The sequence below is a fragment of the Streptomyces sp. NPDC028907 genome (assembly GCF_055564995.1).
Map to the genome: position 1 here is coordinate 333,396 of NZ_JBVHVE010000006.1, position 24,741 is coordinate 358,136.

The window sequence follows — 24,741 nt, forward strand, 5'->3', positions numbered from 1 at the left end:
TCCGCCCAGAACGGCTACAAGGGGTCACGCAATGGCAGATTTCTCCCGCCTTCCCGGACCGAACGCGGACCTGTGGGACTGGCAGCTGCTGGCTGCTTGTCGCGGGGTGGACAGCTCGCTCTTCTTCCATCCGGAGGGCGAGCGCGGTGCGGCCCGGAGCGCTCGAGAGAACTCGGCCAAGGAGGTCTGCATGAGGTGCCCGGTCCGCGCGCAGTGTGCGGCGCATGCGCTGGCGGTGCGCGAACCGTACGGCGTCTGGGGCGGCTTGACCGAGGACGAGCGCGAGGAGCTCATGGGGCGGGCGCGCAACCGGCTGGTGTCGGCAGCGTCGACGGCCAGCGGGGAGGCTGGCCCGCACACCTGAAGGAACGTTTCTGCACACAAGGGCACGCGTACGCGTGCCCTTCTCTCTGCGCAGAGGGCTCCCTCTCTTCGCCGAGGGCTCCCTCTCTCTTCGCCCGGGCCCCGCTAGCGGGCGGCGGCCCGCGCCAGCTGGTCGAGCGTCGCCGCGACGGCCGGCACCTGCGCCAGGTCGGGCAGCGTGAGCGCCACGATCTCCCGCCGGACCGCCGGTTCCAGCGTCACCATGCGCACCCCTCGCGGCCGTACGGACTCGACGGCGAGCTGGGGCAGGACGGCCACGCCCAGGCCGGCGCCCACCAGGCCCACCACCGCCGGGTAGTCGTCGGTGGCGAAGTCGATGCGGGGCGTGAAGCCGGCGCTCGCGCACACCTCGATCAACTGTCCCCGGCAGCGCGGGCATCCGGCGATCCACGGCTCGGCGGCGAGCTCGCCGATGGCGACGGGCCCGGTGGAGGCGGTGCGCGCGAGGCGGTGCCGTTCGGGGACGAGCCCTACGAGACGGTCCGTCAGCAGGGGGCGTACGACCAGGTCGTCCCACTCCTCGGCACCCGCGGCACCCTCGTACCGGAAGGCGAGGGCCACGTCGCAGTCGCCCTCGCGCAGCAGCTCGACGGAGTTCGGCGGCTCGGCCTCCTCCAGGGAGACCCTGGTGCCGGGGTGGGCGGCGCGCAGGGCGGCCAGGGCGGTCGGGACGAGAGTGGAGCTGCCGCTGGGGAAGGAGACGAGGCGGACGCGGCCGGCGCGCAGTCCGGCGATGGCGGCGACCTCCTCCTCGGCGGCGGTGAGTCCGGCCAGGATCCCGGCGGCGTGCCGCACCAGGGCCTCTCCGGCCTGGGTCAGCCGCATCTCGCGTCCGCTGCGGATCAGCAGCGGTGTGCCGACGGACGTCTCCAGGGCCTTCATCTGCTGACTGACGGCGGGCTGGGTGCAGCCCAGTTCGCGTCCGGCCGCGGAGAAGGAACCGGTGGCGGCGACGGCACGCAGGACGCGGAGGTGACGGGCTTCGAGCACGGACCGAGCATAAGTGAGCCTTGGGGAGATCACCGAATAATGCGTCGACACTTTGGCCACCCCTCGCCTACCTTGCCCTCATGAAGCTTCTCTCTGTGAACCTGGGCCGCGCGAAGCCCGTGCCGGGCGCGGATGACACCGAGGCCGTGACCGGCATCGACAAGCGGCCGGTGGCCGGGCCGGTGCGGGTCGCGGCGCCAGGGCCCAAGGGCATCGGAGGCAGCGGGCTGGCCGGGGACGCGGTGTGCAAGAGGGAGCACCACGGCGGCGACGACCAGGCCGTGTACGCGGTGGCGCGTGAGGACCTCGACGCGTGGGAGCGCGAGCTGGGTCGGTCGCTGGCGAACGGCGGCTTCGGCGAGAACCTCACGACGTCCGGCCTGGACGTGTCGGGTGCGCTGATCGGCGAGCGCTGGCGGATCGGATCCGGGGTGGTGCTGGAGGTGACGTGCGGGCGGATTCCCTGCCTGACCTTCCAGGGCCATATGGGTGAGAAGCAGTGGGTGAAGCGGTTCACCGCGAAGGCGGCGCCGGGTGCGTATCTGCGGGTGATCGAGCCGGGCGAGATCCGGGCGGGTGACGCGATGGAGATCATCCACCGCCCGGACCACGACGTGACGGTGGCGCTCCAGTTCCGGGCGGTCACGACCGAGCGGAAGCTGCTGCCGAGGCTGCTGGCGGCCGGGGAGGCGCTGCATCCGGAGTTGCTGGAGCAGGCGCGGAAGTACGTGGCGAAGTAAAGGTCCTGACGGAGCCCCGGCCGGGGCAGGTCTCTCTCCCCCCGCGGCCGCCCGCCGGCCTCGCGCAAAGGGCGGTTGTGGGATGCCGGTCGGGCAGGTGCCGCACGGCTCCTAGGGGGAAACCCCGTACGAACGGCCCGGGTTGACTCCGGGGTGGCCGGGGGACGACCCGGATGTTCGGTGGGCGGCGATCAAGGACGCTCGAAGCATGTCTCGCTTCAAGCGCGTCCTCATCGTCGTGGGTTCCGTCGTCACGGTCGCCGCGATGGCGGTCGGCGGCCTGTTCGCCTGGCTGTGGACCGGCGCCGACGTCAGCACGGTGGGCAAGGCCTCGTTCGACAACCCACTGGCGATACCGCCCCTGGCCGAGTCCACCGTCGACAAGGACGGCACCCGCGTCTTCGACCTGCGCATGCGCGCGGGCGAGACGGAGTTCAAGGCCGGGCAGAAGACCGCGACATGGGGATTCAACGGCTCCTATCTCGGCCCGACCCTGCGCGCGGCCCGCGGTGAGCAGATCCGCGTGCGCATAGCGAACGAGCTCGACGAGGCGTCCAGCGTGCACTGGCACGGCATGCACCTGCCCGCGCGGATGGACGGCGGCCCGCACCAGATGATCGCCCCGGGCGACACCTGGACTCCGCACTGGAAAGTGGACCAGCCCGCCGCGACCCTCTGGTACCACCCGCACCCGCACGGCGCGACAGAACGCCATGTGCGGCGTGGCCTGGCCGGCCTGTTCATCCTCGACGACGACAAGTCCCGGGACCTCGCCCTGCCCAAGCGGTACGGCGTGGACGACCTGCCGGTCATCGTGCAGGACGTGCGCTTCGACGGCGCGAAGCTCGCGGGCGGCCACAAGATCATGCAGAACGTGGGCTTCCTCGGCGACCAGACCATGGTCAACGGCACGCTGCGGCCGTACAAAGAGGTCGGTGACGAGCTCATACGGCTGCGGCTGCTGAACGCCTCGACGGCACGGACGTACGCCTTCGGATTCCCGGACGGCCGCGCCTTCTCGCTCATAGCGACGGACGGGGGTCTGCTGGAGCGGCCCGAGTCCATGGACCGGGTCCAGCTGTCATCGGGTGAGCGCGCCGAGATCGTCGTACGGATGCGGGCGGGTGAGCGGGTGATGCTGCGCAGCTTCCCGCAGGACAACTACGGGGACGCCTGGAACCGGCGGTTCGGCGGGGGCGACGACTCCTTCGACGTACTGGAGCTGCGTGCGGCCGGACAGCTCCGGCCCTCGCCCGCGATACCGGCCGCGCTGGGCGAGTTGGAGACGCCCGACGGCAAGGGCGCGGTGCGGGGGCGGTACTTCGACCTGAAGCGGTCCGGCATCAACGGGCGGTCCATGGTGATGGGCCGGGTGGACGAGACGGTCACGCGGGGGACGACGGAGGTGTGGACGGTCCGCAACAGCAACGGCATGCCGCACAACTTCCATGTGCACGATGTGCAGTTCCGGGTGCTGGAGGTGAACGGTGAGTCGCCGCCGGCGGCGCTGCGTGGGCCGAAGGACACGGTGTTCCTGCCGAACGGGACGACCATGAAGCTGGCGCTGCGCTTCACCGGACCGGCGGATCCGGACACGCCGTACATGTACCACTGTCATCTGCTGTACCACGAGGACCAGGGGATGATGGGTCAGTTCGTGGTGGTGGACAAGGGGCAGCGGGCGCACGCGCCGTCGCAGCACGCGGGCCGGTCCGGGCACAGCACGAGCACGGCTGAGAGGGGAGCGGAAGCGCGCAGTCCGGGGCCCTAACCTTGCGCCATGACAACGGCATTGATTACGGGTTCGACCGCGGGGATCGGCGCCGCGTTCGCGCGGCGGCTGGCAGCCGACGGGCATGACCTCGTCCTGGTGGCCCGGGACACCAAGCGGCTGCGGGAACAGGCGACCGAACTGCACGACCGGCACGGCATCGAGGCGGAGGTACTGACGGCCGACCTCGCCGAGGACTCCGGCATCGAGACGGTCGCCGCCCGCCTCGGCGACCGCAGGAACCCCGTCGACCTGCTGATCAACAACGCCGGCTTCGGCAACAAGGGCCGCTATCTCGACGTCCCCATGGCCGACGAGCTGAAGATGCTCAAGGTGCACTGCGAGGCGGTACTGCGCCTGACGTCGGCGGCGACCGAGGCGATGCGGGAACGGGGACGGGGCGGCGTCGTGAACGTCGCGTCCGTCGCCGCCTTCGTACCGCGCGGGACGTACGGCGCGTCCAAGGCGTGGGTCGTGCAGTTCACGCAGGGGGCGGCGCGGGATCTGGCCGGGAGCGGGGTGCGGTTGATGGCGCTGTGCCCCGGGTTCGTGCGCACCGAGTTCCACGAGCGGGCGGGGATGGGGACGGACAACATCCCGGGCTGGATGTGGCTGGACGCGGACAAACTGGTGGAGGTAGCTCTGAGCGATCTCGCGCGGGGGAAGTCGGTGTCGATTCCGGATCCCCGGTACAAGGTGCTGATGGGGGCGGCGAAGTTGGTGCCTCGGGGGGTGCTCGGGGGGATCAGTTCGAGGACGGGGAGGAAGTACGGGCCGCAGTAACCACCTGGCGTCCGGCGAGGCGGGCCGCCCGCAGAACGAGTCGTTCATCGCGTGCGGCGCATACGCGGGCCGCCGCCCGCCCACGCTCCCGCACGCCACCAGGTGTACGGACTGTCTCCCCCGCGCGTGCATGCCGTCATGATGCCAAAACGCCGAGAGGCGCACCGTCACGCCGATGGGGACAATGGTCATGTCCAGGCCCGCCCAGAAGGATCGGGAGGCGACGACGGCATGACCTTCGTACAGCTCATCGACTGCAAGACCAGCCGTTTCGACGAGATGAACCGGCTGATGGACAGGTGGGTCGAGCAGACCAAGGGGAAGCGGACGGCGACGCACGACATCATCGGGAAGGACCGGTCCGACCCGGCGCACTTCATCGAGATCGTGGAGTTCGCCTCGTACGAGGAGGCGATGCGGAACTCCAACCTGCCCGAGACCGACCGGATCTTCCAGGAGATGGTGGCGCTCTGTGACGAGGAGCCCACGTTCACCGATCTGGACGTGGTGCGCGACGAGCAGCTGAACGTCCTGGCCGCGCGGGCCTTCTTCGAGGGCATGGGCAGGATGGAGGCGGGGCGGATCGGTGACCATCTCACCCGTGACTACGTGGACCACGATCCGTCGTACCCGCAGCCCGTGCGGGGCATCGAAGGGATCCGCGAGCAGTACGAGGGATGGCGGTCCGCCTTCGACTTCACCTTCCGGATCGACGACCAGATGGCCCAGGGCGACCAGGTGTGCACCCGGTGGACCTGGGTCGCGCACCACAAGGGCGAGTTCCTGGGGATCCCTGCGACCGAGCAGGACGTGAGCATGCGGGGCATGACCTGGCAGCGGTTCCGGGAGGGCAGGATCTGCGAGAGCCACTGGATCTACGACCGGGCGGGGCTGCTGGAGCAACTGGGGGTACTCGGTCAGTGAAGCCCGCGAAGGGGAAGGCCCCGGTCCCGCGCACACGCGCAGGAGCGGGGCCTTCTTCGAGCGCTGGGCTCAGTGGGCGTGCCCGTGGCCGTGGCCACCGGCGGCGGCCGGCTCTTCCTCTTCCTTCTTCTCGACGACCAGGGTCTCGGTCGTCAGGAGGAGGGAGGCGATGGAAGCGGCGTTCTCCAGGGCGGAGCGGGTGACCTTGACCGGGTCGATGACGCCGGCCTTGACCAGGTCGCCGTACTCGCCGGTGGCGGCGTTGAAGCCCTGGCCCTTGTCGAGCTCGGCGACCTTGGAGGTGATGACGTAGCCCTCCAGACCGGCGTTCTCGGCGATCCAGCGCAGCGGCTCGACGGCGGCCTTGCGGACCACGGCGACACCGGTGGCCTCGTCGCCGGTCTTGCCGAGGTTGCCCTCGAGGACCTTGACGGCGTGGACCAGCGCGGAGCCACCACCGGAGACGATGCCCTCCTCGACCGCGGCGCGGGTCGCGGAGATGGCGTCCTCCAGACGGTGCTTCTTCTCCTTCAGCTCCACCTCGGTGGCGGCGCCGACCTTGATCACGCACACGCCGCCGGCCAGCTTCGCGAGGCGCTCCTGGAGCTTCTCGCGGTCCCAGTCGGAGTCGGTGTTCTCGATCTCGGCCTTGATCTGGGCGACGCGGCCCTGGACGGCGTCGGACTTGCCGGCGCCGTCGACGATCGTGGTGTCGTCCTTGGTGACCGTGATGCGGCGGGCGGAGCCCAGCACCTCGAGGCCGACCTGGTCGAGCTTGAGGCCGACCTCCTCGGAGATGACCTCGGCGCCGGTCAGCGTCGCCATGTCCTGGAGCATCGCCTTGCGGCGGTCACCGAAGCCGGGGGCCTTGACGGCGACCGCGTTGAAGGTGCCGCGGATCTTGTTGACGACCAGGGTCGACAGGGCCTCGCCCTCGACGTCCTCGGCGATGATCAGCAGCGGCTTGGAGGCACCGGCCTGGATGACCTTCTCCAGCAGCGGCAGCAGGTCCTGGATGGAGGAGATCTTGCCCTGGTTGATGAGGATGTACGGGTCCTCCAGGACGGCCTCCATGCGCTCCTGGTCCGTCACGAAGTACGGCGACAGGTAGCCCTTGTCGAAGGCCATGCCCTCGGTGAAGTCCAGCTCCAGGCCGAAGGTGTTGGACTCCTCGACGGTGATGACACCGTCCTTGCCGACCTTGTCCATCGCCTCGGCGATGAGCTCACCGACCTGCTGGTCCTGGGCGGACAGACCGGCGACGGCGGCGATGTCGGACTTCTCGTCGATCGGGCGGGCCGTCGCGAGGAGCTCCTCGGAGACCGCGGCGACGGCGGCGTCGATGCCCTTCTTCAGGGCGGCCGGGGAGGCACCGGCGGCGACGTTCTTCAGGCCCTCGCGGACCAGCGCCTGGGCCAGCACGGTGGCGGTGGTCGTACCGTCACCCGCGATGTCGTTGGTCTTGGTCGCCACCTCCTTCACCAGCTGGGCACCGAGGTTCTCGTACGGGTCCTCGACCTCGACCTCGCGGGCGATGGTGACGCCGTCGTTGGTGATGGTGGGGGCGCCGAACTTCTTGTCGATGACGACGTTGCGGCCCTTGGGGCCGATCGTCACCTTGACCGTGTCGGCCAGCTTGTTGACGCCGCGCTCGAGGGCGCGACGGGCGTCCTCGTCGAACTTCAGGATCTTCGCCATGACAGCGGGAGCCCTCTCGAAATCTGTGGGTTAAAAAGACACTGCGCCCCGGGCGCCCGGCTTCTTGTGTGGTCGCGGGGGCCAGGGGCGCAGCTGGAAGCAAAAGGTGCTTCAGAAGGTGCTTCGGGTGAACTACTTCTCGATGATCGCGAGCACGTCGCGAGCCGAGAGGACGAGGTACTCCTCGCCGTTGTACTTCACCTCGGTGCCGCCGTACTTGCTGTACAGCACGATGTCGCCGGTCTTGACGTCGAGCGGCAGACGCTCGCCGTTCTCGAAGCGGCCCGGGCCCACGGCCAGGACGACGCCCTCCTGGGGCTTCTCCTTGGCGGTGTCCGGGATGACCAGGCCAGAGGCGGTGGTCTGCTCGGCGTCGAGCGGCTGGACCACGATGCGGTCCTCGAGCGGCTTGATGGCAACCTTGGAGCTGGTGGTCGTCACGATCCGACCTCCCCCTTCGGAGATCTCACGGGGTTAACTGTCTGAGGTGGCGACCAGGTGGATCCGTCGTCGCGGGTGCCGGACCTGCCCGTCGCGTAGTTGGCACTCTCATCTGCCGAGTGCCAGAGCCGAGACTATGGCGGCGGTTAGCACTCGGTCAAGCGGACTGCTAATTCGCTGCGCTGGCCGAGCCGCGATTCGGGTGACCGGAGTCGCGGTGACCGCCCTGGGGGCTGCGCCCCCAGCCCCCCCCTTATCGGCCTGAACGGCCTCGTCCTCAAACGCCGGACGGGCTGGAGGGCCGGGCCGGCGCCGATCGGCGCCGCATGTTGACCTCGTCCTCGAACGGCCCACAGAAGGCCGGACCGACAGGTCCTTGCCCTCAAGCACCGGACGGGCTGGAGGGGCTGGGCCCGCCTCGGGAGGTTTCTTCAGATGTAGTCCTCCAAGCGGCCTACCGTCAGGCCTCTGCGCTGGATCTCGCGCAGCAGCCTTGTCGTGCGGTCTCTCAGGGAGAGGCCGGTCGGTTCGCCTGAGGGGACGGAGATGATGTCGCCTGGGTGGAGGCGGGTGGGGCCGTGGGCGTAGGTGAGTTCGCCGTCGGCTTCCATCGCGGCCCGCCACAGGGTGATCGCCGCGATGCCGCAGTCCCTCGCCGCGCGGAGGGTGGTGGTGTCGTACGTGCCGTAGGGCGGCCGGAAGAGGCGGGGGCGGATGCCGAAGCGGGCGCGGAGTTTGTTCTGCTGGCCGCAGATCTCGGCGCGCTGGCCGGCGTACGGCAGGCCACGCAGGGCGGCGTGGTCGAGGGTGTGGTTCTGGATGGACGCGCCCACCGAGCGCAGGCGCGCGAAGTGGCCGTAGCCCGGGCCGACGACACTGTCCGTGAGGAACATGCTGACGGGCAGCCGTAGTTCACGGACCAGGTCGACGAAGCGGGGGTCCTTCTCGGCGCCGTCGTCGTAGGTGAGGAAGACGACCTTGTCCCGGGTCGGGACGCGGTGCACGACGGGCAGCGGATCGTGGGCGGGGAGCCGTAGCCGGTGGGCGGGCGGGGACGGCGGTGCGGGGAGCGGGGCGGTCAGGCCCCAGTGGCGGTAGGGCTGTGCGGTGTGGGTCGGGCCCTTCGCCGAGCGGGCGCTGTGTGACCTCTCGGTGGGCGGACCTGCCTCCGGAGCCACGGCCGTCGTCGGCCGGGCGCAGCCGGCGAGCAGCGTGGACGCCAGGGCCACGGCTGCCAGCACGCGCGGCCCCGGCGTCGGCCTCACAGGTAGTCCTCCAGCCGGGCCACCGCGTACCCCTCGGCCGTGACCTTGTTCAGGAACCGGCGGATCATGTCCGGCATTGTGCCCTTCCAGTCGTCCCGGCCCCGGAAGTGCGTGAGGACGATGTCACCCGGTCGGATCCTGCGGTCCCACTCCCGGTAGTCCCAGTGGTCGACGAAGACCTCCTCGTTCCACAGCGGGACGTACTTGACGCCGCACGACTTCGCGGCGCGCAGGCTGTCCCGGTTGTAGTTCCCGAAGGGCGGGCGAAAGAGCAGCGGGCGCTTGCCGTAGCGCTCCTCGATCACGTCCTGCATGGCGCAGATCTCGTACTGCTGACGGCGGTAGGAGAGTCCGGGGAGGTAGGGGTGGTGGAGGGTGTGGTTGTTCAGGGAGACCCCGTCACGCTGCATGCGCTTGAAGTAGCCGTAGTCGTCCTTGATCAGGTAGTTGCTGAGGAAGGCGGTGTACGGCACCTGCAGGTCGTTCATCATCCGCAGGAACGCCGGGTCCTTCTCGGCGCCGTCGTCGATCGTGAGGAAGACGACCCGTTGCTTGGTGGGGATGGTGGTGAAGACCGGCGGGAGGCCGAGTTCCTCGTGCCCGTCGACCTCGAAGCCCTCGCGGGTGGTGATCTTCGGCTTGGTGAGGGGCGGGGGCGGGGGCGTGAGGGGGATTCTCGCCAGGCCCCAGCGTCTCGCCGCGGCGGCCCGGGCGGCGAGGGACTTTCCCGAACGGTACTTCCGGGCGGGCGGGGTCTGGGTGGGCGAGTTCCGGGCCGGTGGGTTCTGGGCGGTGGCCGGGGGCGGCGCCTTCAAGGGCTCTCGGCTGGACGTGGGTCGTGCCGTGCCTGTGCCGCCCTGGCCGCCCGGGGCGGAGGCCGGTGCGCAGGCCGAGGCGATGGCCGCCGCGGCCAGTGCGGCGACTCCGCCGCGGAACCCGGCACGCCCGGGTCTCCGGCGGCGGCGGTGCCTCATGGCTGCCCCATTGCGGTGACTTTTGTCATTTTGTACTACTAGTCGCATGGTGCCGGATCTTCGCAGGCACTCACCCCGAAGCCCGGCCGACACCGCCGCGGGCCGCGGACCATCCACCGACTGGCCGACAATGGCCCGGTGAACGACCTCGCCTCCTTCTCCGCGCTCCTCGCCCCAGAGGGCCGCGCCCTCCTCGACGCCGTACGCGACACCGACCCCGCCGACGAACTCGCCGTCGCCACCCGTCTGCGCCGCGAGCACCCCGCCGAACTGGTGTCGGCGGCGCTCGGGCAGGCGCGGCTGCGGCAGCGGGCGGTGGCGAAGTTCGGGGCGTCTGACGCGGGGCTGATGTTCTTCACGCCGAACGGGGTCGAACAGTCGACGCGGGCGAGAGTGGCGACGCATCGTGCCGAGTCCTTCGAGGCGCTCGGGGTGCGGTCCGTCGCCGACCTGTGCTGCGGGATCGGCGGCGACGCGATCGCCTTCGCCCGCGCCGGGATCCGGGTACTGGCCGTGGACCGGGATCCGCTGACCTGTGCGGTGGTCCGCGCCAACGCCGACGCGCTCGGGCTCGCCGACCTGATCGAGGTGCGCGAGGCGGACGTGACGGAGGTCGACACGGCCGGGTACGACGCCGTGTTCGTCGACCCGGCCCGGCGTTCCTCCAAGCGCGGCCGGATCTTCGATCCGGAGGCCTACTCCCCGCCCCTGTCCTGGGCCGTGTCCGCCGCGCGCACCGCGCCGCTCGGCGTACTGAAGATCGCGCCGGGCATTCCGCACGAGGCGATCCCCGCGGAGGCGACGGCCGAGTGGGTCTCGGACGGCGGGGACGTGAAGGAGGCCATGCTGTGGTTCGGCCCGAACGAGACGCCGGGCGCACGGCGGGCGACGCTGCTGCCCGCCGAGGCCGGCATCTACGTCACCCCCGCCACCATGCTCCCGGACCCCGAGGTCAGGCCGGTCGGACGGTACTTGTACGAGCCGGACGGCGCCGTCATCCGCGCCCACCTGGTCGCCCAGGTCGCCGAGGACCTGGAGGGCGGGCTGATCGACCCGACCATCGCCTACGTCACCGCCGACGAACCGCACAACACCCCCTACGCCACCGCCTACGAGATCACCGATCAGCTCCCGTTCAACGTCAAGAAGTTGAAGGCGCTGCTGCGGGAGCGCGAGGTGGGCGTCCTCACCGTCAAGAAGCGCGGCTCCGCCGTCGAGCCGGAGGAACTGCGCAAGAAGGTCAAGCCGCAGGGGCCGAACGCGGCGACGGTGTTCCTGACCCGGGTGGCGGGGGCGCCGACGATGTTGGTGGGACGGCCGGTGTAGTGCCGGGCGCCACGGTGTAGTGCCGGGTTCTCACCTCACCCCCGGTCACTGCCCGGCGGTCGCCGCCCGCTTCAGCAGCATCTCCCGCTCCCGCTCGTTGCGGGTGAGAGCGGCCGCCCGCTCGAACTCCGCCCGCGCCTCCGCAGTACGGCCAAGGCGCAGCAGCAGGTCGCCGCGCACGCTCGGCAGCAGGTGGTACTCCCGCAGGGCCGGTTCGGCGGCGATCGTGTCGACGATCCTCAGGGCGGGTTCCGGTCCGTCCGCCATCGACACGGCGACCGCGCGGTTCAACTCCACCACGGGTGAAGGGGACCGCGCGGACAGCAGGCCGTAGAGGGTGGCGATGGTCTTCCAGTCGGTCTCCTCGTACGTGTACGCGTGCGCGTGGCAGGCGGCGATGGCGGCCTGGAGGGCGTACGGGCCGGGGGCGCCGGTGGCCGTGGCGTCCGCGCGGGAGAGGGCCGTGATGCCGCGGGCGATGAGCATGCGGTTCCAGCGGCGGCGGTTCTGGTCCTTGAGCAGGACCGGCTCGCCCAAGGGGCCGGTGCGGGCAGCCGTGCGGGACGCCTGGAACTCCAGGAGGGCGGTCAGGCCGTGCACCTCCGGCTCCTTCGGCATGAGACCGGACAGCACGCGGGCCAGGCGCAACGCGTCCTCGCACAGCGCCGGGCGCAGCCAGTCGTCGCCCGCCGTGGCGGCGTAACCCTCGTTGAAGATCAGGTAGATGACGTCGAGGACCGAGCCGAGACGGGCCTCGCGGTCGGGGCCGTACGGGACCTCGAAGGCGACGTTCCTGGTCGCGAGCGTGCGCTTGGCCCGGACGATGCGCTGGGCCACGGTCGGCTCCGGGACCAGGAAGGCCCGGGCGATCTCCGGGGTGGTCAGGCCGCCGAGGAGGCGCAGGGTGAGGGCGATACGGGCCTGAGGCGACAGCACCGGGTGGCAGGTGGTGAAGACCAGGCGGAGCAGGTCGTCGTCGATGTCCTCGGGGTCGGACGGCTCCTCGGGCGGTGCCGTCGTCTCCAGGTCGCGGCCGATCTCCGCGAGCTTGCGGGCGTAGTTCTCGCGCCGCCGGATCAGGTCGACGGCGCGGTGCCTGGCGGCGGCCATGAGCCAGGCGCCGGGGTTGTCGGGGACGCCGTCCCGCGGCCACTGCTCCAGCGCGGCGACCAGCGCGTCCTGCGCGAGCTCCTCGGCGATGCCGATGTCGCGGACGATGCGGGCGACGGCGGCGATGACGCGGGGTGACTCGATACGGAAGACGGTCTCGATGGTGCCGTACGGGTCGGCGGTGGGCTGCGAGGTCACAGCCCACCATGCAACACCCGAACGGCACTGGATCCAAGGAGGGGAGATCAGCCCTCTGCGATTTCCCGGACCTCGCAGGTGACCTGCCATTCCGGGCCGTGGACCTTCACGAAGCGCGAGGCCCACTCCAGCGCCTCGGCCCGGTCCTTGCACTGCATGATGGCGTAGCCGCCGATGACCTCCTTGGACTCGGTGAAGGGACCGTCGGTGACGGAGACGTCCGCGCCGTCCCAGTGCACGCGGGTGCCCTGCGCCGAGGGGGTGAGCCCGGCGGTGTCCAGCATCACGCCGGCCTTGGTGATCTCCTCCAGCAGCTCCCCCATGCGCTGCATCATCTCGGGGCTCGGGCCCTCGGCGGGCGCGGTGGACTCGTCGATCCGGACGAGGGAGAGGTAGCGCGGCATGGTGACTCCTGGATTCGGCGACCGGGTCCTTCCCGGCCTCTCACCCGTGCGTCGAACGGGAGACCCCCGGATCGACACGCCGCCCAGGTTTTCTTCCAAGATCTTTCTCTCTCACCGCAACGACTCCCACAGCTCCCCCGCCTCCGGCTCCCGCGCCACCACCCGGTTGCGGTCGGACGGCGCCGGCACCACCGGCATCGTCACCGTCCGCACCGTGTCCGAGGTCAGGCCCCGCAGGCTCCGGCCGAGGTCCATCAGTTCGTTCAGGGAGTCCAGGCCGGTGTCGGTGGTGAGGCCGGCCGTCGCGGCGTCGGCGACGCGGTAGAGCTTGGCGAGGTCGGTGAGGAGGGAAGTGGCGGAGATCTGGTCCAGGAGTGCCTTCACCAGGTTCTGCTGGAGGCCTATGCGGCCGAGGTCGCTGCCGTCGCCTATGCCGTGCCGGGTGCGGGCGAGGGCCAGGGCCTGCTCGCCGTCCAGGTGGTGGGTGCCCGCCGCGAGGGTGAGGTGGCTGTCCTCGTCGTCGATGTCCTCGTCCGTGGTGACCGTGACGCCGCCCAGCGCGTCCACCAGCTTCGCGAAACCCGAGAAGTCGATCTCCAGGTAGTGGTCCATGCGGACGCCGGTGAGCGACTCGACCGTCTTCACCGCGCAGACGGGGCCGCCGACGGCGTAGGCGCTGTTGAACATGGTGTTGTACGCCTCCTGCGTGGTGCCGCCCGACGGGAGGGGGCAGGAGGGGCGGGTGACCAGGGTGTCGCGGGGGATGCTGACGACCGTCGCCGCCGCGCGGCCGGCGTCGATGTGGACCACCATCGCCGTGTCCGAGCGGGCACCGCTGGTGCCGCTGCCGCCGCCGAGTTCCTGGTTCTCGGCGCCGCTGCGCGAGTCCGAGCCCAGGACCAGGATGTTCAGGGAGCCGGTGGGCAGGGGGGACGCCGAGGCCGAGGGGGGCGGGGTCGTCAGCGCCCTGGGTGGGCGGTTGTCGCCGAGGGCGCTGTTGATGTCGACGCTCTTGATGTTGTCGTTCAGGTGCCAGTAGGCCCAGCCTGCCGCGCCCACGCCCAGCAGCAGGGTGCCCGCGAGGAGGAGGCCGGCGGTCTTCAGCACCCTCGACCGCCGGCCCACGTGTCTGCCGTCGTCCCCGTTCGTGTCCCGCCCGTTCGCCCCAAGTCCCGTCACAGGCAGGAACGTACGTCCGAATTATTACGGGCAGGGATGCCAGGGCCGGTTTTCTTCGGAAATTCTCAGACTTCCCCCCTGTCTCAGCCCAGGGTCACGGTAGGCACCGGATTGCTCCCGCTCCACGACCCGTTGAAGCCGAAGGTGACCGAACCGCCGTCGGGAACCGTCCCGTTGTACGAGGCGTTGGAACAGGTGACCGTCGCCCCCGACTGCGTACAACTCGCGTTCCAGGCCTGGGTGAGCCGCTGGCCCACGCCGAAGGTCCAGCTCGCCTTCCAGGACGACAGCGCCGCCCCCGAGCAGGCGATCCGGACCTGCCCGGTGAAGCCGGTGTCCCACTGGCTGGTGACGCTGTAGGCCGCCGTGCACGCGTCCGTGGGCGGCGGGGTGGTCGTGCCGCCGCCCAGCGACTCGGCGATGGCGTGATAGGCCGGTTTCGGCGCGTAGTTCTCGTCGTACGGCGTCGCCGCGCCCTGCCCGGGGAAGGTGGACGGGATCCAGGAGTCGGAGTCGGTGAAGCCCCACACCGTGACGCCGACGCACCGGGACACCGCGAGGCAGGCGCTCATGACCGCCTTGTAGTCGGCGGCCTGCTGGGTCAGCTTGGCGCTGTCCGAGGGCAGTTGCATACGGATGTCCAGCTCGGTGATCGCCACGTCGACGCCGAGATCGGCGAACCGCTGGATGTTCTGCTGCATGGTGGACGGCACCTGGCCGAGGATCAGGTGGGCCTGGAGGCCGACCCCGTCGATCGGTACGCCGCGCTCCTTCAGTGACTTGACCAGGTTGTACATCGCCGTGCTCTTCGCGTTGACGCCCTCGACGTTGTAGTCGTTGATGTACAGCTTGGCGCTCGGGTCGGCGGCGCGGGCCGCGGTCAGGGCCTGGGCGATGTAGTCGGCGCCGAGGCCGTTGTACCAGAGGGTCTGCCGGTAGGTGCCGTCCTCGTTGAACGGCTCGTTCACCACGTCCCAGGTGGCCAGCCGGCCCTTGTAGCGGCCGACTTCCAGCGCGATGTGGTCGTTCATCAACTGGCTCAGCTCGGCCGACGTCCAGCTGCCGTTCGTCAGCCAGCTGGGGTTCTGGCTGTGCCAGACCAGAGTGTGGCCGCGCACCTGCTGGCCGTGCGCCTCGGCGAAGTCGACGATCTGGTCAGCCTCGGCCCAGTTGAAGGAACCGCGCGTTGGCTCGACCGAGCCCCACTTCATGGCGTTGCCGGGGGTCAGCGCGTTGAACTCACGGCCCGCGATGTCGCCGTAGGTACCGGTGAGCTTGGAGCCGGTGACGGCGGTGCCCATGACCTTGCCCTTGGCGGCGGCCAGGTCGCGCAGCGGTGTCTCGGCGGCTTGGGCGGGGGTGGCGCCGAGCGTCAGCAGGACGGTGGCCGCCGCGGTCGTGACCGCGGTGCCGAGGGCGGCAAGACGTGCACGGAACGCTCTGGAGGTTCTCAAAGCGGGGCCTCCGAAAGTTTCGGTCGTGCATCCGATTGACTTCGGAGGAGTGTGGAGGTGCTTGCCCCACCCGTCAATACATCAACTTCCGGCCACAGGCGCCCCCGTACTACTACGCACCACGAGGCTGGTCGCCAGCTCCACCCGCGTCGCCGCCGGTGTCCCCTCCTCCCGCGCCAGGTCGAGGACCAGCTTCGCCGCGGCCTCCGCCATCTCCGTCAGGGGCTGCCGGACGGTCGTCAGCGGCGGCCCCACCCAGCGCGCGATCGGCAGATCGTCGAAGCCGACCACGCTGAGGTCCTCCGGGATCCGCAGCCCCAGCTCGCGCGCGGCCTCGTACAGCCCGAGCGCCTGGAGGTCGTTCCCGGCGAAGACGGCGGTCGGCCGGTCCGGGCGGCGCAGCAGCTCCAGGCCCTGCCGGTAGCCGGTCTCGTGGTGGAAGTCGCCGGGCCGGATCAGGTCTGGGTCGACCCGGAGCCCGGCCGTCTCCAGGGCCGCGCGGTAGCCGTCGACGCGGGCGCGGCTGCACATCATCCGGGACGGCCCGGTGATCGCGCCGATCCTGCGGTGCCCGAGATCGACCAGGTGCCGGGTGGCGGCCAGTCCGCCCTGCCAGTTGGTCGCCCCGATGGACGGTACGTCGGCGCCCGGGTCGCCCGCCGGGTCCATCACCACGAACGGGATGGACCGGCTGGTCAGCAGGGCGCGCTGGGACTCGTCGAGGCCGGACAGCACCAGGATCACGCCGTGCGGGCGGCGGGCGGCGACCTGGTCGGCCCAGGTGCGCCCCGGGGTCAGCCGCCCGGCGCTCTCGCTGAGCACGACACTCAGGCCGGCGTCCCGGGCGACGTTCTCCACGCCCCGGATGACCTCCATCGCCCACGCGCTCTCCAGCTCGTGGAAGACCAGGTCGATGAGGGGTGACCGGCTGGCCTCGGCCCGCCGTCGACGGTAGCCGTGGGCACGCAGCAGCTCCTCGACCCGGCTGCGGGTGGCCGGGGCGACATCGGCACGTCCGTTGAGGACCTTCGAAACAGTCGGCGCGGAGACGCCGGCCTCGCGGGCGATCTCGGCGAGCGTCGCGGTCTGCGTGGACCGGCCGGAGGACGGGGATGTCGTCCGGGTTTCACGCGTTGTCGTCCGGGTTTCGGCGGGCTCCGAGGGTGTCATGGCGGCGATCGTATCCCTGCGCGCCCCCTTGACGAACCCTTCTCACCGCGCCTAGGTTCCCGGAACATTCGAGGTGAACAACGAAACATTCGCGAGTGGGCCATCGCCCCGACAGGAGTTTCATGACCACCGCCCCCTGGCGCGACCCCGCCCTGCCCGCCGCCGCCCGCGTCGACGACCTCCTCTCCCGGATGACCCTCCAGGAGAAGACCGCCCAGCTGTACGGCGTGTGGGTGGGCGCCGCCACGGACGGCGAGGGCGTCGCCCCGCACCAGCACGACATGACCGCCGACCGCTCCGACGACGAATGGGCCGAGCTGATCACCCACGGCCTCGGCCAGCTCACCCGCTCCTTCGGCACCGCCCCCGTGGACCCGTCGCTGGGCGCGCGGGCGCTGGCCCGCGCACAGCGCCGGATCGCCGCGGCGGGCCGCTTCGGCATCCCGGCCGTGGCCCACGAGGAGTGCCTGGCGGGGTTCACGGCCTGGCAGGCCACCGCCTATCCGGTCCCGCTGGCGTGGGGGGCCACCTTCGACCCCCCGCTCGTCGAGGAGATGGCCCACCGCATCGGCGAGGACCTGCGCTCGGTGGGCGTCCACCAGGGTCTCGCGCCGGTCCTGGACGTCGTACGCGATCCGCGCTGGGGCCGGGTCGAGGAGACCGTCGGCGAGGACCCGTACCTGGTCGGCACGATCGGCACGGCGTACGTCCGGGGCCTTGAGTCGGCCGGGGTGGTCGCGACGCTGAAGCACTTCGCCGGGTACGCGGCCTCCGCGGGCGCCCGTAATCTCGCGCCCGTGCGGGCGGGCGTCCGGGAGCTCGCGGACGTGACCCTGCCCCCGTTCGAGATGGCCCTGCGCGAGGGCGGGGCGCGGTCGGTGATGGCGGCGTACAACGAGACGGACGGGGTGCCGGCGTCGGCGGACCCGGAGCTGCTGACGGGGCTCCTGCGGGAGCGGTGGGGCTTCACGGGCACGGTGGTCGCCGACTACTTCGGCATCGGCTTCCTGCAGACGCTGCACCGAGTGGCGGGCGGCCCCGGCGAGGCGGCGCACGTGGCGCTGGCGGCCGGGGTCGACGTGGAGCTGCCGACGGTGAAGTGCTACGGGAAGCCGCTGGTGGAGGCGGTGCGGGCGGGGGACGTACCGGAGGAACTGGTGGACCGGGCGGCGCGCCGGGTTCTGCTCCAGAAGTGCGAGCTGGGCCTCCTGGACGAGGACTGGGCCCCGGAGCCCACCGCGTCGCGCATCGACCTGGACTCCCCCGCGAACCGGGCGCTGGCCCGGCGCGTGGCCGAGGAGTCGGTGGTGCTGCTGGACAACCCGGACGGCGTACTGCCGCTCCCGCCCGACGCCCGCGTCGCCGTCGTCGGGCCCCGGGCTGCCGACGCCCTGGCGATGCTGGGCTGCTACTCCTTCCCCTCCCACGTCCTCACGCACCACCCCGAGGTGCCGACGGGCGTCGAGATCCCGACGGTCCTGGAGGCACTGCGCGCCGAACTCCCCGACGCCAAGGTGACGTTCGCGGAGGGGTGCGGCGTCTTGGACCCGGACACGGCGGGCTTCGAGGAGGCGGTGACGCGGGCCTCCGAGGCGGACGTGTGCCTGGCGGTGCTGGGCGACCGGGCCGGGCTGTTCGGGCGGGGCACGTCGGGTGAGGGCTGCGACGTGACGGACCTGCGGCTGCCGGGCGTACAGGCCGATCTGCTGGACGCCCTGGTGGCGACCGGCGTCCCGGTCGTCCTGGTCCTGCTCACCGGCCGCCCGTACGCGCTGGGCCGCTGGCAGGGGCGGCTGGCGGCGGTCGTGCAGGCGTTCTTCCCCGGCGAGGAGGGCGGGCCGGCGGTGGCGGGGGTGCTGTCGGGCCGGGTGAACCCGTCGGGCCGGCTGCCGGTGAGCGTGCCTCGGGTGCCGGGCGGTCAGCCGTGGACGTATCTCCAGCCGCCGCTGGGGCTGGCGGGCGAGGTCAGCAACCTGGATCCGACGCCGCTGTACGCGTTCGGGCACGGCCGGTCGTACACGGACTTCACCTGGGGCGAGTTCCAGGGAACGGCCTCGCGGATCACCACGGACGGCACATACGACCTCTCCCTCACCGTCCGCAACAGCGGCGACCGCGCCGGGGCGGAGGTGGTCCAGCTGTACCTCCACGACCCGGTGGCCTCCGTGACCCGGCCGGACGTCCGGCTGATCGGCTACCGACGCGTGGAACTGGCCCCCGGCGAGGCGAGCAGGATCACCTTCCAGTTCCACGCGGACCTGTCCTCGTTCAGCGACCGCGCGGGACGCAGGGTGGTCGAACCGGGGGTGCTGGAGCTGCGGCTGGCAGCGTCCAGCACGGAGGCTCGGCATACGGCGCGGCTGGAACTCAGCGGTCCGGTGCGGGAGTTGGGTCCGGACCGGCGGTTGCGCTGTGGGACGGCCGTGTCCGCGGTGAGGTGATGCCCACAGAACATGAGCTCAAGCCTCACCGGACAACGTGGGTACCCGTACTGACGTCGACCGACTCGAACCGCCACCGATGCACCGCCCGAGTCACCAATTCGCCGTCCGGCTCCGGCAGTTCGGGCAGCTCGGCGTCGATCCCCGCGTCCCACCAGGTGATGACGAGCACCCGGTCCTGCGGCGCCCGCAGGGTCTCCCGGCGCAGGGGCCGTACGGCCAAGCTCTGTGCCCGCGCCCAGGCCAGCAACTCCTCCCCTCGCCCGGGAAGCGCCCGCGCCTCCCACATCAGCGCGACCGTCACGAGTACAGGTTCTCCTTGCTGACCTCGTGCACATGGTCGTGGGCGTGGCTGTTCCCGGGCACATGAGGATCCGTCACCGGCAGCGAGGAGTCCGCCGACAGGTCCCAGCTGGACGCGGGCCGGTCGCGGGCGACCATCTCCGCGCCCAGCGCCGCCACCATCGCCCCGTTGTCCGTGCACAGCTTCGGCCGGGGCACCCGCAGCCGGATGCCGGCCGCCTCGCAGCGCTCCTGGGCCAGGGCCCGCAGCCGGGAGTTGGCCGCCACGCCGCCGCCGATCATCAGGTGGTCGACGCCCTCGTCCTTGCAGGCACGGACGGCCTTGCGGGTCAGCACGTCCACGACCGCCTCCTGGAAGGAAGCGGACACGTCCCGCACCGGCACCTCCTCGCCCGCCGCCCGCTTGGCCTCGATCCAGCGGGCGACCGCCGTCTTCAGACCGGAGAAGGAGAAGTCGTACGCCGGGTCGCGCGGGCCGGTCAGCCCGCGCGGGAAGGCGATGGCCTCCGGGTCGCCCTCGCGCGCGTACCGGTCGATGACCGGGCCGCCCGGGAAGCCCAGGTTCAGCACCCGGGCGATCTTGTCGAAGGCCTCGCCGGCCGCGTCGTCGATGGTGGCGCCCATCGGGCGGACGTCGGAGGTGATGTCCGTCGACAGCAGCAGCGAGCTGTGCCCGCCGGACACCAGCAGCGCCATCGTCGGCTCCGGCAGCGCCCCGTGCTCCAACTGGTCCACGCAGATGTGGGAGGCGAGGTGGTTGACGCCGTAGAGCGGCTTGCCCAGCGCGTAGGCATACGCCTTCGCAGCCGAGACGCCGACCAGCAGCGCACCCGCGAGCCCCGGACCGGCGGTCACCGCGATGCCGTCCAGGTCGCGGGCGGAGACACCCGCCTCCTTCAGCGCGCGGTCGATCGTCGGGACCATGGCCTCCAGGTGCGCCCGGGAGGCGACCTCCGGCACTACGCCGCCGAAGCGGGCGTGCTCGTCGACGCTGGAGGCGATGGCGTCGGCGAGCAGGGTGGTGCCGCGGACGATGCCGACGCCGGTCTCGTCGCAGGAGGTCTCGATGCCGAGGACGAGCGGCTCGTCGCGTGAGTCAGTCATTGATCTCGGTTCCTTGTACGGAAGGTGAACCCGCGGCGGAGCCGCTGCCGGATTTCGTGTTCAGTCGCATCACCAGGGCGTCCACGTTCCCCGGCTGGTAGTAGCCGCGCCGGAAGCCGATGGCCTCGAAGCCGAAGCGCTCGTACAGCTTCTGCGCGCGGACGTTGTCCACCCGGCACTCCAGCATCACCTCGGCGCACTCGAAGGCGGTGGCGGCCCGCAGCAGTTCGGTGAGGAGCCGACCGCCGAGGCCGGTGCCCCACTGGTCGCGGGTGACGGCGATGGTCTGGACGTCGGCCAGGTCCCCCGAGGAGGCGAGCCCGGCGTATCCGACGAGCCGTTCACCGTCCTCGGCGACGACGTAGTGCCGGGTCGCGCCGGGCCCCCGCGAGTGGGCCAGCTCGGACCAGAACATCCCCCGGGACCAGGCGTCCTCGGGGAAGAGGTCCTTCTCGAGCCCCAGCACGGCGTCGATGTCCCACCAGCGCATCTCGCGCAGCACAGGGGTCACCGGCGGCCCGGTCTCCGGCCCGGACTCCGGTCCGGTCGGCTGTCCTGTCACTTGGGGGTGACCACCTTGTAGTTCTTGGGGACCTGGGCGTCGGGTCGGCGCAGGTACAGCGGCCGGGGCGCGGGGAGTTCCTCGCCCGCCGCCAGTCTCTCGGCGGCCAGCGCCGCGAGGGCCGCCGCCGACACGTGCTCGGGCTCGTGGGCGCCGGGGAAGGTGTCGGGGTACAGCAGCGCGCCCGCGCCGACCGCGGGCAGCCCCGCGACCTGGTCGGCGATGTCGGCGGGCCGGTCGACGGCCGGGTCGGTCAACCGGGTACGGGAGTCGGCGTAGCGCGCCCAGTAGACCTCCTTGCGCCGGGCGTCGGTCGCCACGACGAAGGGGCCCGTCTCGATGTCGGCGGCGTACGCCAGACCGTCCAGCGTGCACACACCGTGCACGGGGACGCCGAGGGCGAGCCCGAAGGTGTCGGCGGTCATGAGTCCGACGCGCAGCCCGGTGTACGGGCCGGGGCCGATGCCCACGACGATGCCGGTGACGGCGGCGAGTTCGAGTCCGGCCTCGGCGAGGACGCGGTCGACGGCCGGCAGCAGCAGCTCGCCGTGCCGGCGCGCGTCCACCTGACTCGACGAGGCGATGACGTCCGTACCGTCGTGCAGCGCGACGGTGACGGCGGGGGTGGCGGTATCCAGAGCGAGCAAGAGCACGCAAACAGCCTACGGCGCCCGCGCCCCCGGAAGCGCCGCCCCGGTCGGCCGCTTGACGGCTGCTACGGTCGGCTCGAACCCGACGTACGACCCGAACGCTGAGGTGGTGACGGTGGCAGGCAGCAGTTCCTCGATCGTCGCGGGGCTCACCGTGGCGGCCCTGGCGACCGTCGGCTTCCTCGCCTTCCAGGCCTCGGCGACCGTCCCGGCCGGCCTGCGGGCGCCGCACGCCGCCCGCTCACCCGAGGTGAGCACCTCCAAGGCACCCGACAGGAAGCCGGGCGCGCTGCCCGCCCGTTCCGGTGCCGGTCAGCGTGTCGTGTACTCCATGGGCCGCGACCGGGTCTGGCTGGTCGACCCGGGCGAGAGGGTCAAGCGCACGTTCCGCGTCACCCCCGGAACGGTCGACCCGGCACCGGGCACCTACACCGTCACGTCCCGCTCCAACGCGGTCACCGGCACCGACGGCCTCCCCGTCGAGCACGTGGTCCGCTTCGCCACCGCGGAGAACACCACCGTCGGCTTCAGCGCCCCGGCGGACGGTTCGGCTCCCCAGCCCAACAAACCGACGGTGAAGACGGGCGGCATCCGCGAATCCCGGGAGGACGGCAACGCCATGTGGGACTTCGCGACGATCGGCCGAACGGTCGTGGTGATCCCTTAGTGACAGCCGATCAGCTGGGCGGCCGTGGCGACGTCGATGGCGGTGCGGCAGCGTCCCCAGGGGCGCGGGCTGTATCGATATGCGGCTCCGCCGCGTGGGCGCGACCAGCCACAGCGGACCCGCAGACAACGGACGGCCGCACGGCGCCCCCAGCGGAGCGCCGCGGCGGCGTCGAGATCACGTTCGCCGCCACCCCCGCCGCCAACAGATCCCGCATGGACACCCCGGCGACCACCTGGGACCCCTGTGGAACCTTGTTCTCCGAAGCCGACATGGACGCCTCCTGGGAGCCGGGGGCGGAAGTAGTTAGGCACACCTAACTACGAGCTGGATACCATGTGACCACGCACGCGACCGCAAACGCAATATTTTGCCGACGTCTTGTCGGAACCCGTCCGGTTCAGGCAGACAGCACGCTCAGATCCACGTCCGCCCACCGCTCCCCGAGCCCCGTCACGGTCACATGCCGCACCTCGTCGGTGGTGTCGCCCACGGCCCGATGGATCACGAGCTGCAACCGCTCCTCCGTCAGCTCCTCGACCTTCCCCTCGCCCCACTCCACGACGATCACCGACTCCGGCAACGAGACGTCGAGATCGAGGTCCTCCATCTCGTCCAGCCCGCCGGCCAGGCGATACGCGTCGACGTGGACGAGCGGCGGACCGTCGCCGAGGGACGGGTGGACCCGGGCGATCACGAAGGTCGGCGAGGTGACCGCGCCCCGGACCCCCAGCCCCTCGCCGAGCCCGCGCGTCAGCGTCGTCTTGCCCGCGCCGAGCTCCCCGCTGAGCATCACGAGGTCGCCGGCGCGCAGCAGCTTGGCGAGTCGGCGGCCCAGCTCCCGCATCTGGTCGGGAGAGGTGACGGTGAGCTCTAGATCACCCGCGTTGTGCGGTGCTGCTGGTGCTTCCATAGCCAATTACGGTAGCCCCTGCCGGCACGGCACCCGCCCGGGTGAGGAGGTCGGCGAGACGGTCGGTGACGACCTCCGGGTGCTCCAGCATCACGAGGTGCCCGGCGTCCGGCACCAGGACCAGCTCGGCGTCCGGCAACAGATCGGCGATGGCCTCACTGTGCTCGCTGGGCGTGACGAGGTCCCCCACACCGGCCAGGACGAGCACCGGCATGTCCGTGAAGAGGGCGAGGGCCTCGGTCTTGTCGTGGTCGGAGAAGGCCGGGTAGAACTCCGCGACCACGTCGATCGGCGTCCCCTCGATCATCCGCTCGGCGAACCGGGCGACCGCCGGGTCGACGTCCCGGGACGAGAACGAGTACCGCTTGATGATCCCGGCGAACAGGTCGGCCGTGGCCCGGCGCCCCTTCTCCACCAGCTCGGCCCGCTGCCCCAGCGCCCTGAGCACACCGGGCAGCACCCGCCGCACCGCGTTCACTCCCGCGACGGGCAGCCCGAAGTTGACCTCGCCGAGCTTCCCGGACGACGTACCGACGAAGGCGGTGGCGACGACCCGGTCACGGATCAGCTCCGGGTACTGGTCGGCCAGCGCCATGACGGTCATGCCGCCCATGGAGTGCCCGACCAGCACGAGCGGCCCCTCGGGCGCGGCCGCGTCGATGACGGCCTTCAGGTCGCGTCCGAGCTGCTCGATGTCGACGTGCGTGCCCTGCTCCATCTGGGCGACGCCCCGGCCGGACCGGCCGTGGCTGCGCTGGTCCCAGTGCACGGTGCGCACGACGCCCCGCAGCGCGGCGCGCTGGAAGTGCCAGGAGTCCTGGCTGAGGCAGTAGCCGTGGCTGAAGACGACGGTGACGGGGGCGGGAGCCTTGCGGCCGAAGAGCCGGCGCCGGCGCGGTGTGAGGGCGGGCGCGGCCTCGGGGTCGATGTCGTCGACCTCGTAGTACAGCTCGGTGCCGTCGTCGCCGGAGGCCTTGCCGGGCATGCCGCGCAGCGAGCCGTACGGTCCCGCAGAGTCCAGGGCGAGGCGGGCCTTGGCCCGCATGCCCCGGCCGACGGTCATCCGCTCTATGGCGACGCCGGCGGCCGCGCCGGCCGCGATCACGCCTATCGCCGCACCGGCGAATCCGGTCGCCCTGCGCCAGTTCGCGGCCGCCCCCGTGGCGGAGGCGACGGCCGCGACGGCCTCCGCGCTGCTCTCGCTCACGTACCGCTCCTCTTCGCTGGGTCGGGTGGTGCTGGTGTGACGTAGGTGGTGGATGGTGCCTGTGTTTTGTTGCGGTGCTCCGC

At 71.4% G+C, this 24,741-nt stretch carries 24 protein-coding genes; 8 read left to right on the forward strand and 16 right to left on the reverse strand.

Features of this window, described 5'->3' with window-relative positions; translation table 11 throughout:
* Positions 1 to 31: 31 nt before the first annotated feature.
* Positions 32 to 364, forward strand: coding sequence for a WhiB family transcriptional regulator (locus tag ACZ4UU_RS20510; protein ID WP_471904825.1), 333 nt, complete (start codon positions 32 to 34; stop codon positions 362 to 364).
* A 104-nt stretch (positions 365 to 468) separates the two neighbouring features.
* Here ACZ4UU_RS20510 and ACZ4UU_RS20515 read toward each other — a convergent pair whose 3' ends face one another.
* Positions 469 to 1,374 carry a LysR family transcriptional regulator gene (locus ACZ4UU_RS20515; protein WP_471904826.1) on the reverse strand — a complete coding sequence of 302 codons (906 nt, stop codon included), beginning with the start codon at positions 1,372 to 1,374 and terminating at the stop codon, positions 469 to 471.
* An 80-nt stretch (positions 1,375 to 1,454) separates the two neighbouring features.
* Between ACZ4UU_RS20515 and ACZ4UU_RS20520 the strand changes: the two genes are divergently transcribed.
* The 4 genes from ACZ4UU_RS20520 (at position 1,455) to ACZ4UU_RS20535 (ending at position 5,592) form a co-directional block, all read left to right on the forward strand.
* Positions 1,455 to 2,114, forward strand: a complete 660-nt coding sequence (locus tag ACZ4UU_RS20520; protein WP_471904827.1) for an MOSC domain-containing protein — start codon at positions 1,455 to 1,457, stop codon at positions 2,112 to 2,114.
* Positions 2,115 to 2,322: 208 nt separating this feature from the next.
* Positions 2,323 to 3,885, forward strand: coding sequence for a multicopper oxidase family protein (locus ACZ4UU_RS20525; protein WP_471904828.1), 1,563 nt, complete (start codon positions 2,323 to 2,325; stop codon positions 3,883 to 3,885).
* 9 nt (positions 3,886 to 3,894) lie between these two features.
* Positions 3,895 to 4,668 (forward strand): SDR family NAD(P)-dependent oxidoreductase, encoded by a 774-nt coding sequence (locus ACZ4UU_RS20530; RefSeq protein ID WP_471904829.1) that lies wholly within the window; start codon positions 3,895 to 3,897, stop codon positions 4,666 to 4,668.
* A gap of 231 nt (positions 4,669 to 4,899) precedes the next feature.
* Complete coding sequence (locus tag ACZ4UU_RS20535) at positions 4,900 to 5,592, forward strand: ester cyclase (protein WP_471904830.1); 693 nt, start codon at positions 4,900 to 4,902, stop codon at positions 5,590 to 5,592.
* 69 nt (positions 5,593 to 5,661) lie between these two features.
* Here the strand turns inward: ACZ4UU_RS20535 and groL are convergent, their stop codons facing one another.
* The 4 genes from groL to ACZ4UU_RS20555 all read right to left on the reverse strand — a co-directional run bounded on the left by groL (position 5,662) and on the right by ACZ4UU_RS20555 (position 10,018).
* Positions 5,662 to 7,290, reverse strand: a complete 1,629-nt coding sequence (groL, locus tag ACZ4UU_RS20540) for a chaperonin GroEL (protein ID WP_471904831.1) — start codon at positions 7,288 to 7,290, stop codon at positions 5,662 to 5,664.
* Positions 7,291 to 7,422: 132 nt separating this feature from the next.
* A complete protein-coding gene (gene groES, locus ACZ4UU_RS20545; RefSeq protein ID WP_003998759.1) occupies positions 7,423 to 7,731 on the reverse strand; it encodes a co-chaperone GroES in 309 nt (102 codons plus the stop codon).
* A 431-nt stretch (positions 7,732 to 8,162) separates the two neighbouring features.
* Complete coding sequence (locus ACZ4UU_RS20550; RefSeq protein ID WP_471904832.1) at positions 8,163 to 8,996, reverse strand: polysaccharide deacetylase family protein; 834 nt, start codon at positions 8,994 to 8,996, stop codon at positions 8,163 to 8,165.
* Positions 8,993 to 10,018, reverse strand: coding sequence for a polysaccharide deacetylase family protein (locus ACZ4UU_RS20555; protein WP_471904833.1), 1,026 nt, complete (start codon positions 10,016 to 10,018; stop codon positions 8,993 to 8,995). The genes ACZ4UU_RS20550 and ACZ4UU_RS20555 overlap by 4 nt, the downstream gene beginning before the upstream one ends.
* 90 nt (positions 10,019 to 10,108) lie before the next feature.
* On the opposite strand from ACZ4UU_RS20555, the gene ACZ4UU_RS20560 reads away from it, so the two are divergent.
* On the forward strand, positions 10,109 to 11,296 hold the full coding sequence (locus ACZ4UU_RS20560; protein WP_471904834.1) for a THUMP-like domain-containing protein: 1,188 nt from the start codon (positions 10,109 to 10,111) through the stop codon (positions 11,294 to 11,296).
* A gap of 45 nt (positions 11,297 to 11,341) precedes the next feature.
* Here the strand turns inward: ACZ4UU_RS20560 and ACZ4UU_RS20565 are convergent, their stop codons facing one another.
* From ACZ4UU_RS20565 to ACZ4UU_RS20585, 5 genes are all read right to left on the reverse strand, one after another.
* Positions 11,342 to 12,604, reverse strand: a complete 1,263-nt coding sequence (locus ACZ4UU_RS20565; protein ID WP_471904835.1) for an RNA polymerase sigma factor — start codon at positions 12,602 to 12,604, stop codon at positions 11,342 to 11,344.
* Positions 12,605 to 12,651: 47 nt separating this feature from the next.
* A complete protein-coding gene (locus ACZ4UU_RS20570) occupies positions 12,652 to 13,008 on the reverse strand; it encodes a YciI family protein (RefSeq protein WP_471904836.1) in 357 nt (118 codons plus the stop codon).
* A 111-nt stretch (positions 13,009 to 13,119) separates the two neighbouring features.
* Positions 13,120 to 14,193 carry an LCP family protein gene (locus ACZ4UU_RS20575; protein WP_471905090.1) on the reverse strand — a complete coding sequence of 358 codons (1,074 nt, stop codon included), beginning with the start codon at positions 14,191 to 14,193 and terminating at the stop codon, positions 13,120 to 13,122.
* A gap of 77 nt (positions 14,194 to 14,270) precedes the next feature.
* Complete coding sequence (locus ACZ4UU_RS20580) at positions 14,271 to 15,641, reverse strand: glycoside hydrolase family 10 protein (protein ID WP_471904837.1); 1,371 nt, start codon at positions 15,639 to 15,641, stop codon at positions 14,271 to 14,273.
* 81 nt (positions 15,642 to 15,722) lie between these two features.
* The gene (locus ACZ4UU_RS20585) at positions 15,723 to 16,811 is read right to left on the reverse strand and encodes a LacI family DNA-binding transcriptional regulator (RefSeq protein WP_471904838.1); all 1,089 of its coding nucleotides are present in this window, start codon (positions 16,809 to 16,811) and stop codon (positions 15,723 to 15,725) included.
* A gap of 122 nt (positions 16,812 to 16,933) precedes the next feature.
* On the opposite strand from ACZ4UU_RS20585, the gene ACZ4UU_RS20590 reads away from it, so the two are divergent.
* Positions 16,934 to 19,252 carry a beta-xylosidase/alpha-l-arabinosidase gene (locus tag ACZ4UU_RS20590; protein ID WP_471904839.1) on the forward strand — a complete coding sequence of 773 codons (2,319 nt, stop codon included), beginning with the start codon at positions 16,934 to 16,936 and terminating at the stop codon, positions 19,250 to 19,252.
* A gap of 25 nt (positions 19,253 to 19,277) precedes the next feature.
* Here ACZ4UU_RS20590 and ACZ4UU_RS20595 read toward each other — a convergent pair whose 3' ends face one another.
* From ACZ4UU_RS20595 to tsaB, 4 genes are all read right to left on the reverse strand, one after another.
* Positions 19,278 to 19,556 (reverse strand): hypothetical protein, encoded by a 279-nt coding sequence (locus ACZ4UU_RS20595; RefSeq protein WP_471904840.1) that lies wholly within the window; start codon positions 19,554 to 19,556, stop codon positions 19,278 to 19,280.
* Entirely contained in the window at positions 19,553 to 20,659 is a 1,107-nt protein-coding gene (gene tsaD / locus ACZ4UU_RS20600) for a tRNA (adenosine(37)-N6)-threonylcarbamoyltransferase complex transferase subunit TsaD (RefSeq protein WP_471904841.1), read from the reverse strand. The genes ACZ4UU_RS20595 and tsaD overlap by 4 nt, the downstream gene beginning before the upstream one ends.
* Positions 20,652 to 21,149 carry a ribosomal protein S18-alanine N-acetyltransferase gene (gene rimI, locus ACZ4UU_RS20605; RefSeq protein ID WP_471905091.1) on the reverse strand — a complete coding sequence of 166 codons (498 nt, stop codon included), beginning with the start codon at positions 21,147 to 21,149 and terminating at the stop codon, positions 20,652 to 20,654. Before rimI ends, tsaD begins: the two co-directional genes overlap by 8 nt.
* A 68-nt stretch (positions 21,150 to 21,217) precedes the next feature.
* Entirely contained in the window at positions 21,218 to 21,874 is a 657-nt protein-coding gene (gene tsaB / locus ACZ4UU_RS20610) for a tRNA (adenosine(37)-N6)-threonylcarbamoyltransferase complex dimerization subunit type 1 TsaB (RefSeq protein ID WP_471904842.1), read from the reverse strand.
* A gap of 112 nt (positions 21,875 to 21,986) precedes the next feature.
* On the opposite strand from tsaB, the gene ACZ4UU_RS20615 reads away from it, so the two are divergent.
* Positions 21,987 to 22,538 carry a hypothetical protein gene (locus tag ACZ4UU_RS20615; RefSeq protein ID WP_471905092.1) on the forward strand — a complete coding sequence of 184 codons (552 nt, stop codon included), beginning with the start codon at positions 21,987 to 21,989 and terminating at the stop codon, positions 22,536 to 22,538.
* Positions 22,539 to 22,938: 400 nt separating this feature from the next.
* On the opposite strand, the gene tsaE is transcribed toward ACZ4UU_RS20615, so the two are convergent.
* Positions 22,939 to 23,451, reverse strand: a complete 513-nt coding sequence (gene tsaE / locus ACZ4UU_RS20620; protein ID WP_471904843.1) for a tRNA (adenosine(37)-N6)-threonylcarbamoyltransferase complex ATPase subunit type 1 TsaE — start codon at positions 23,449 to 23,451, stop codon at positions 22,939 to 22,941.
* The gene (locus ACZ4UU_RS20625) at positions 23,417 to 24,658 is read right to left on the reverse strand and encodes an alpha/beta fold hydrolase (protein ID WP_471904844.1); all 1,242 of its coding nucleotides are present in this window, start codon (positions 24,656 to 24,658) and stop codon (positions 23,417 to 23,419) included. The genes tsaE and ACZ4UU_RS20625 overlap by 35 nt, the downstream gene beginning before the upstream one ends.
* Positions 24,659 to 24,741 lie beyond the last annotated feature (83 nt).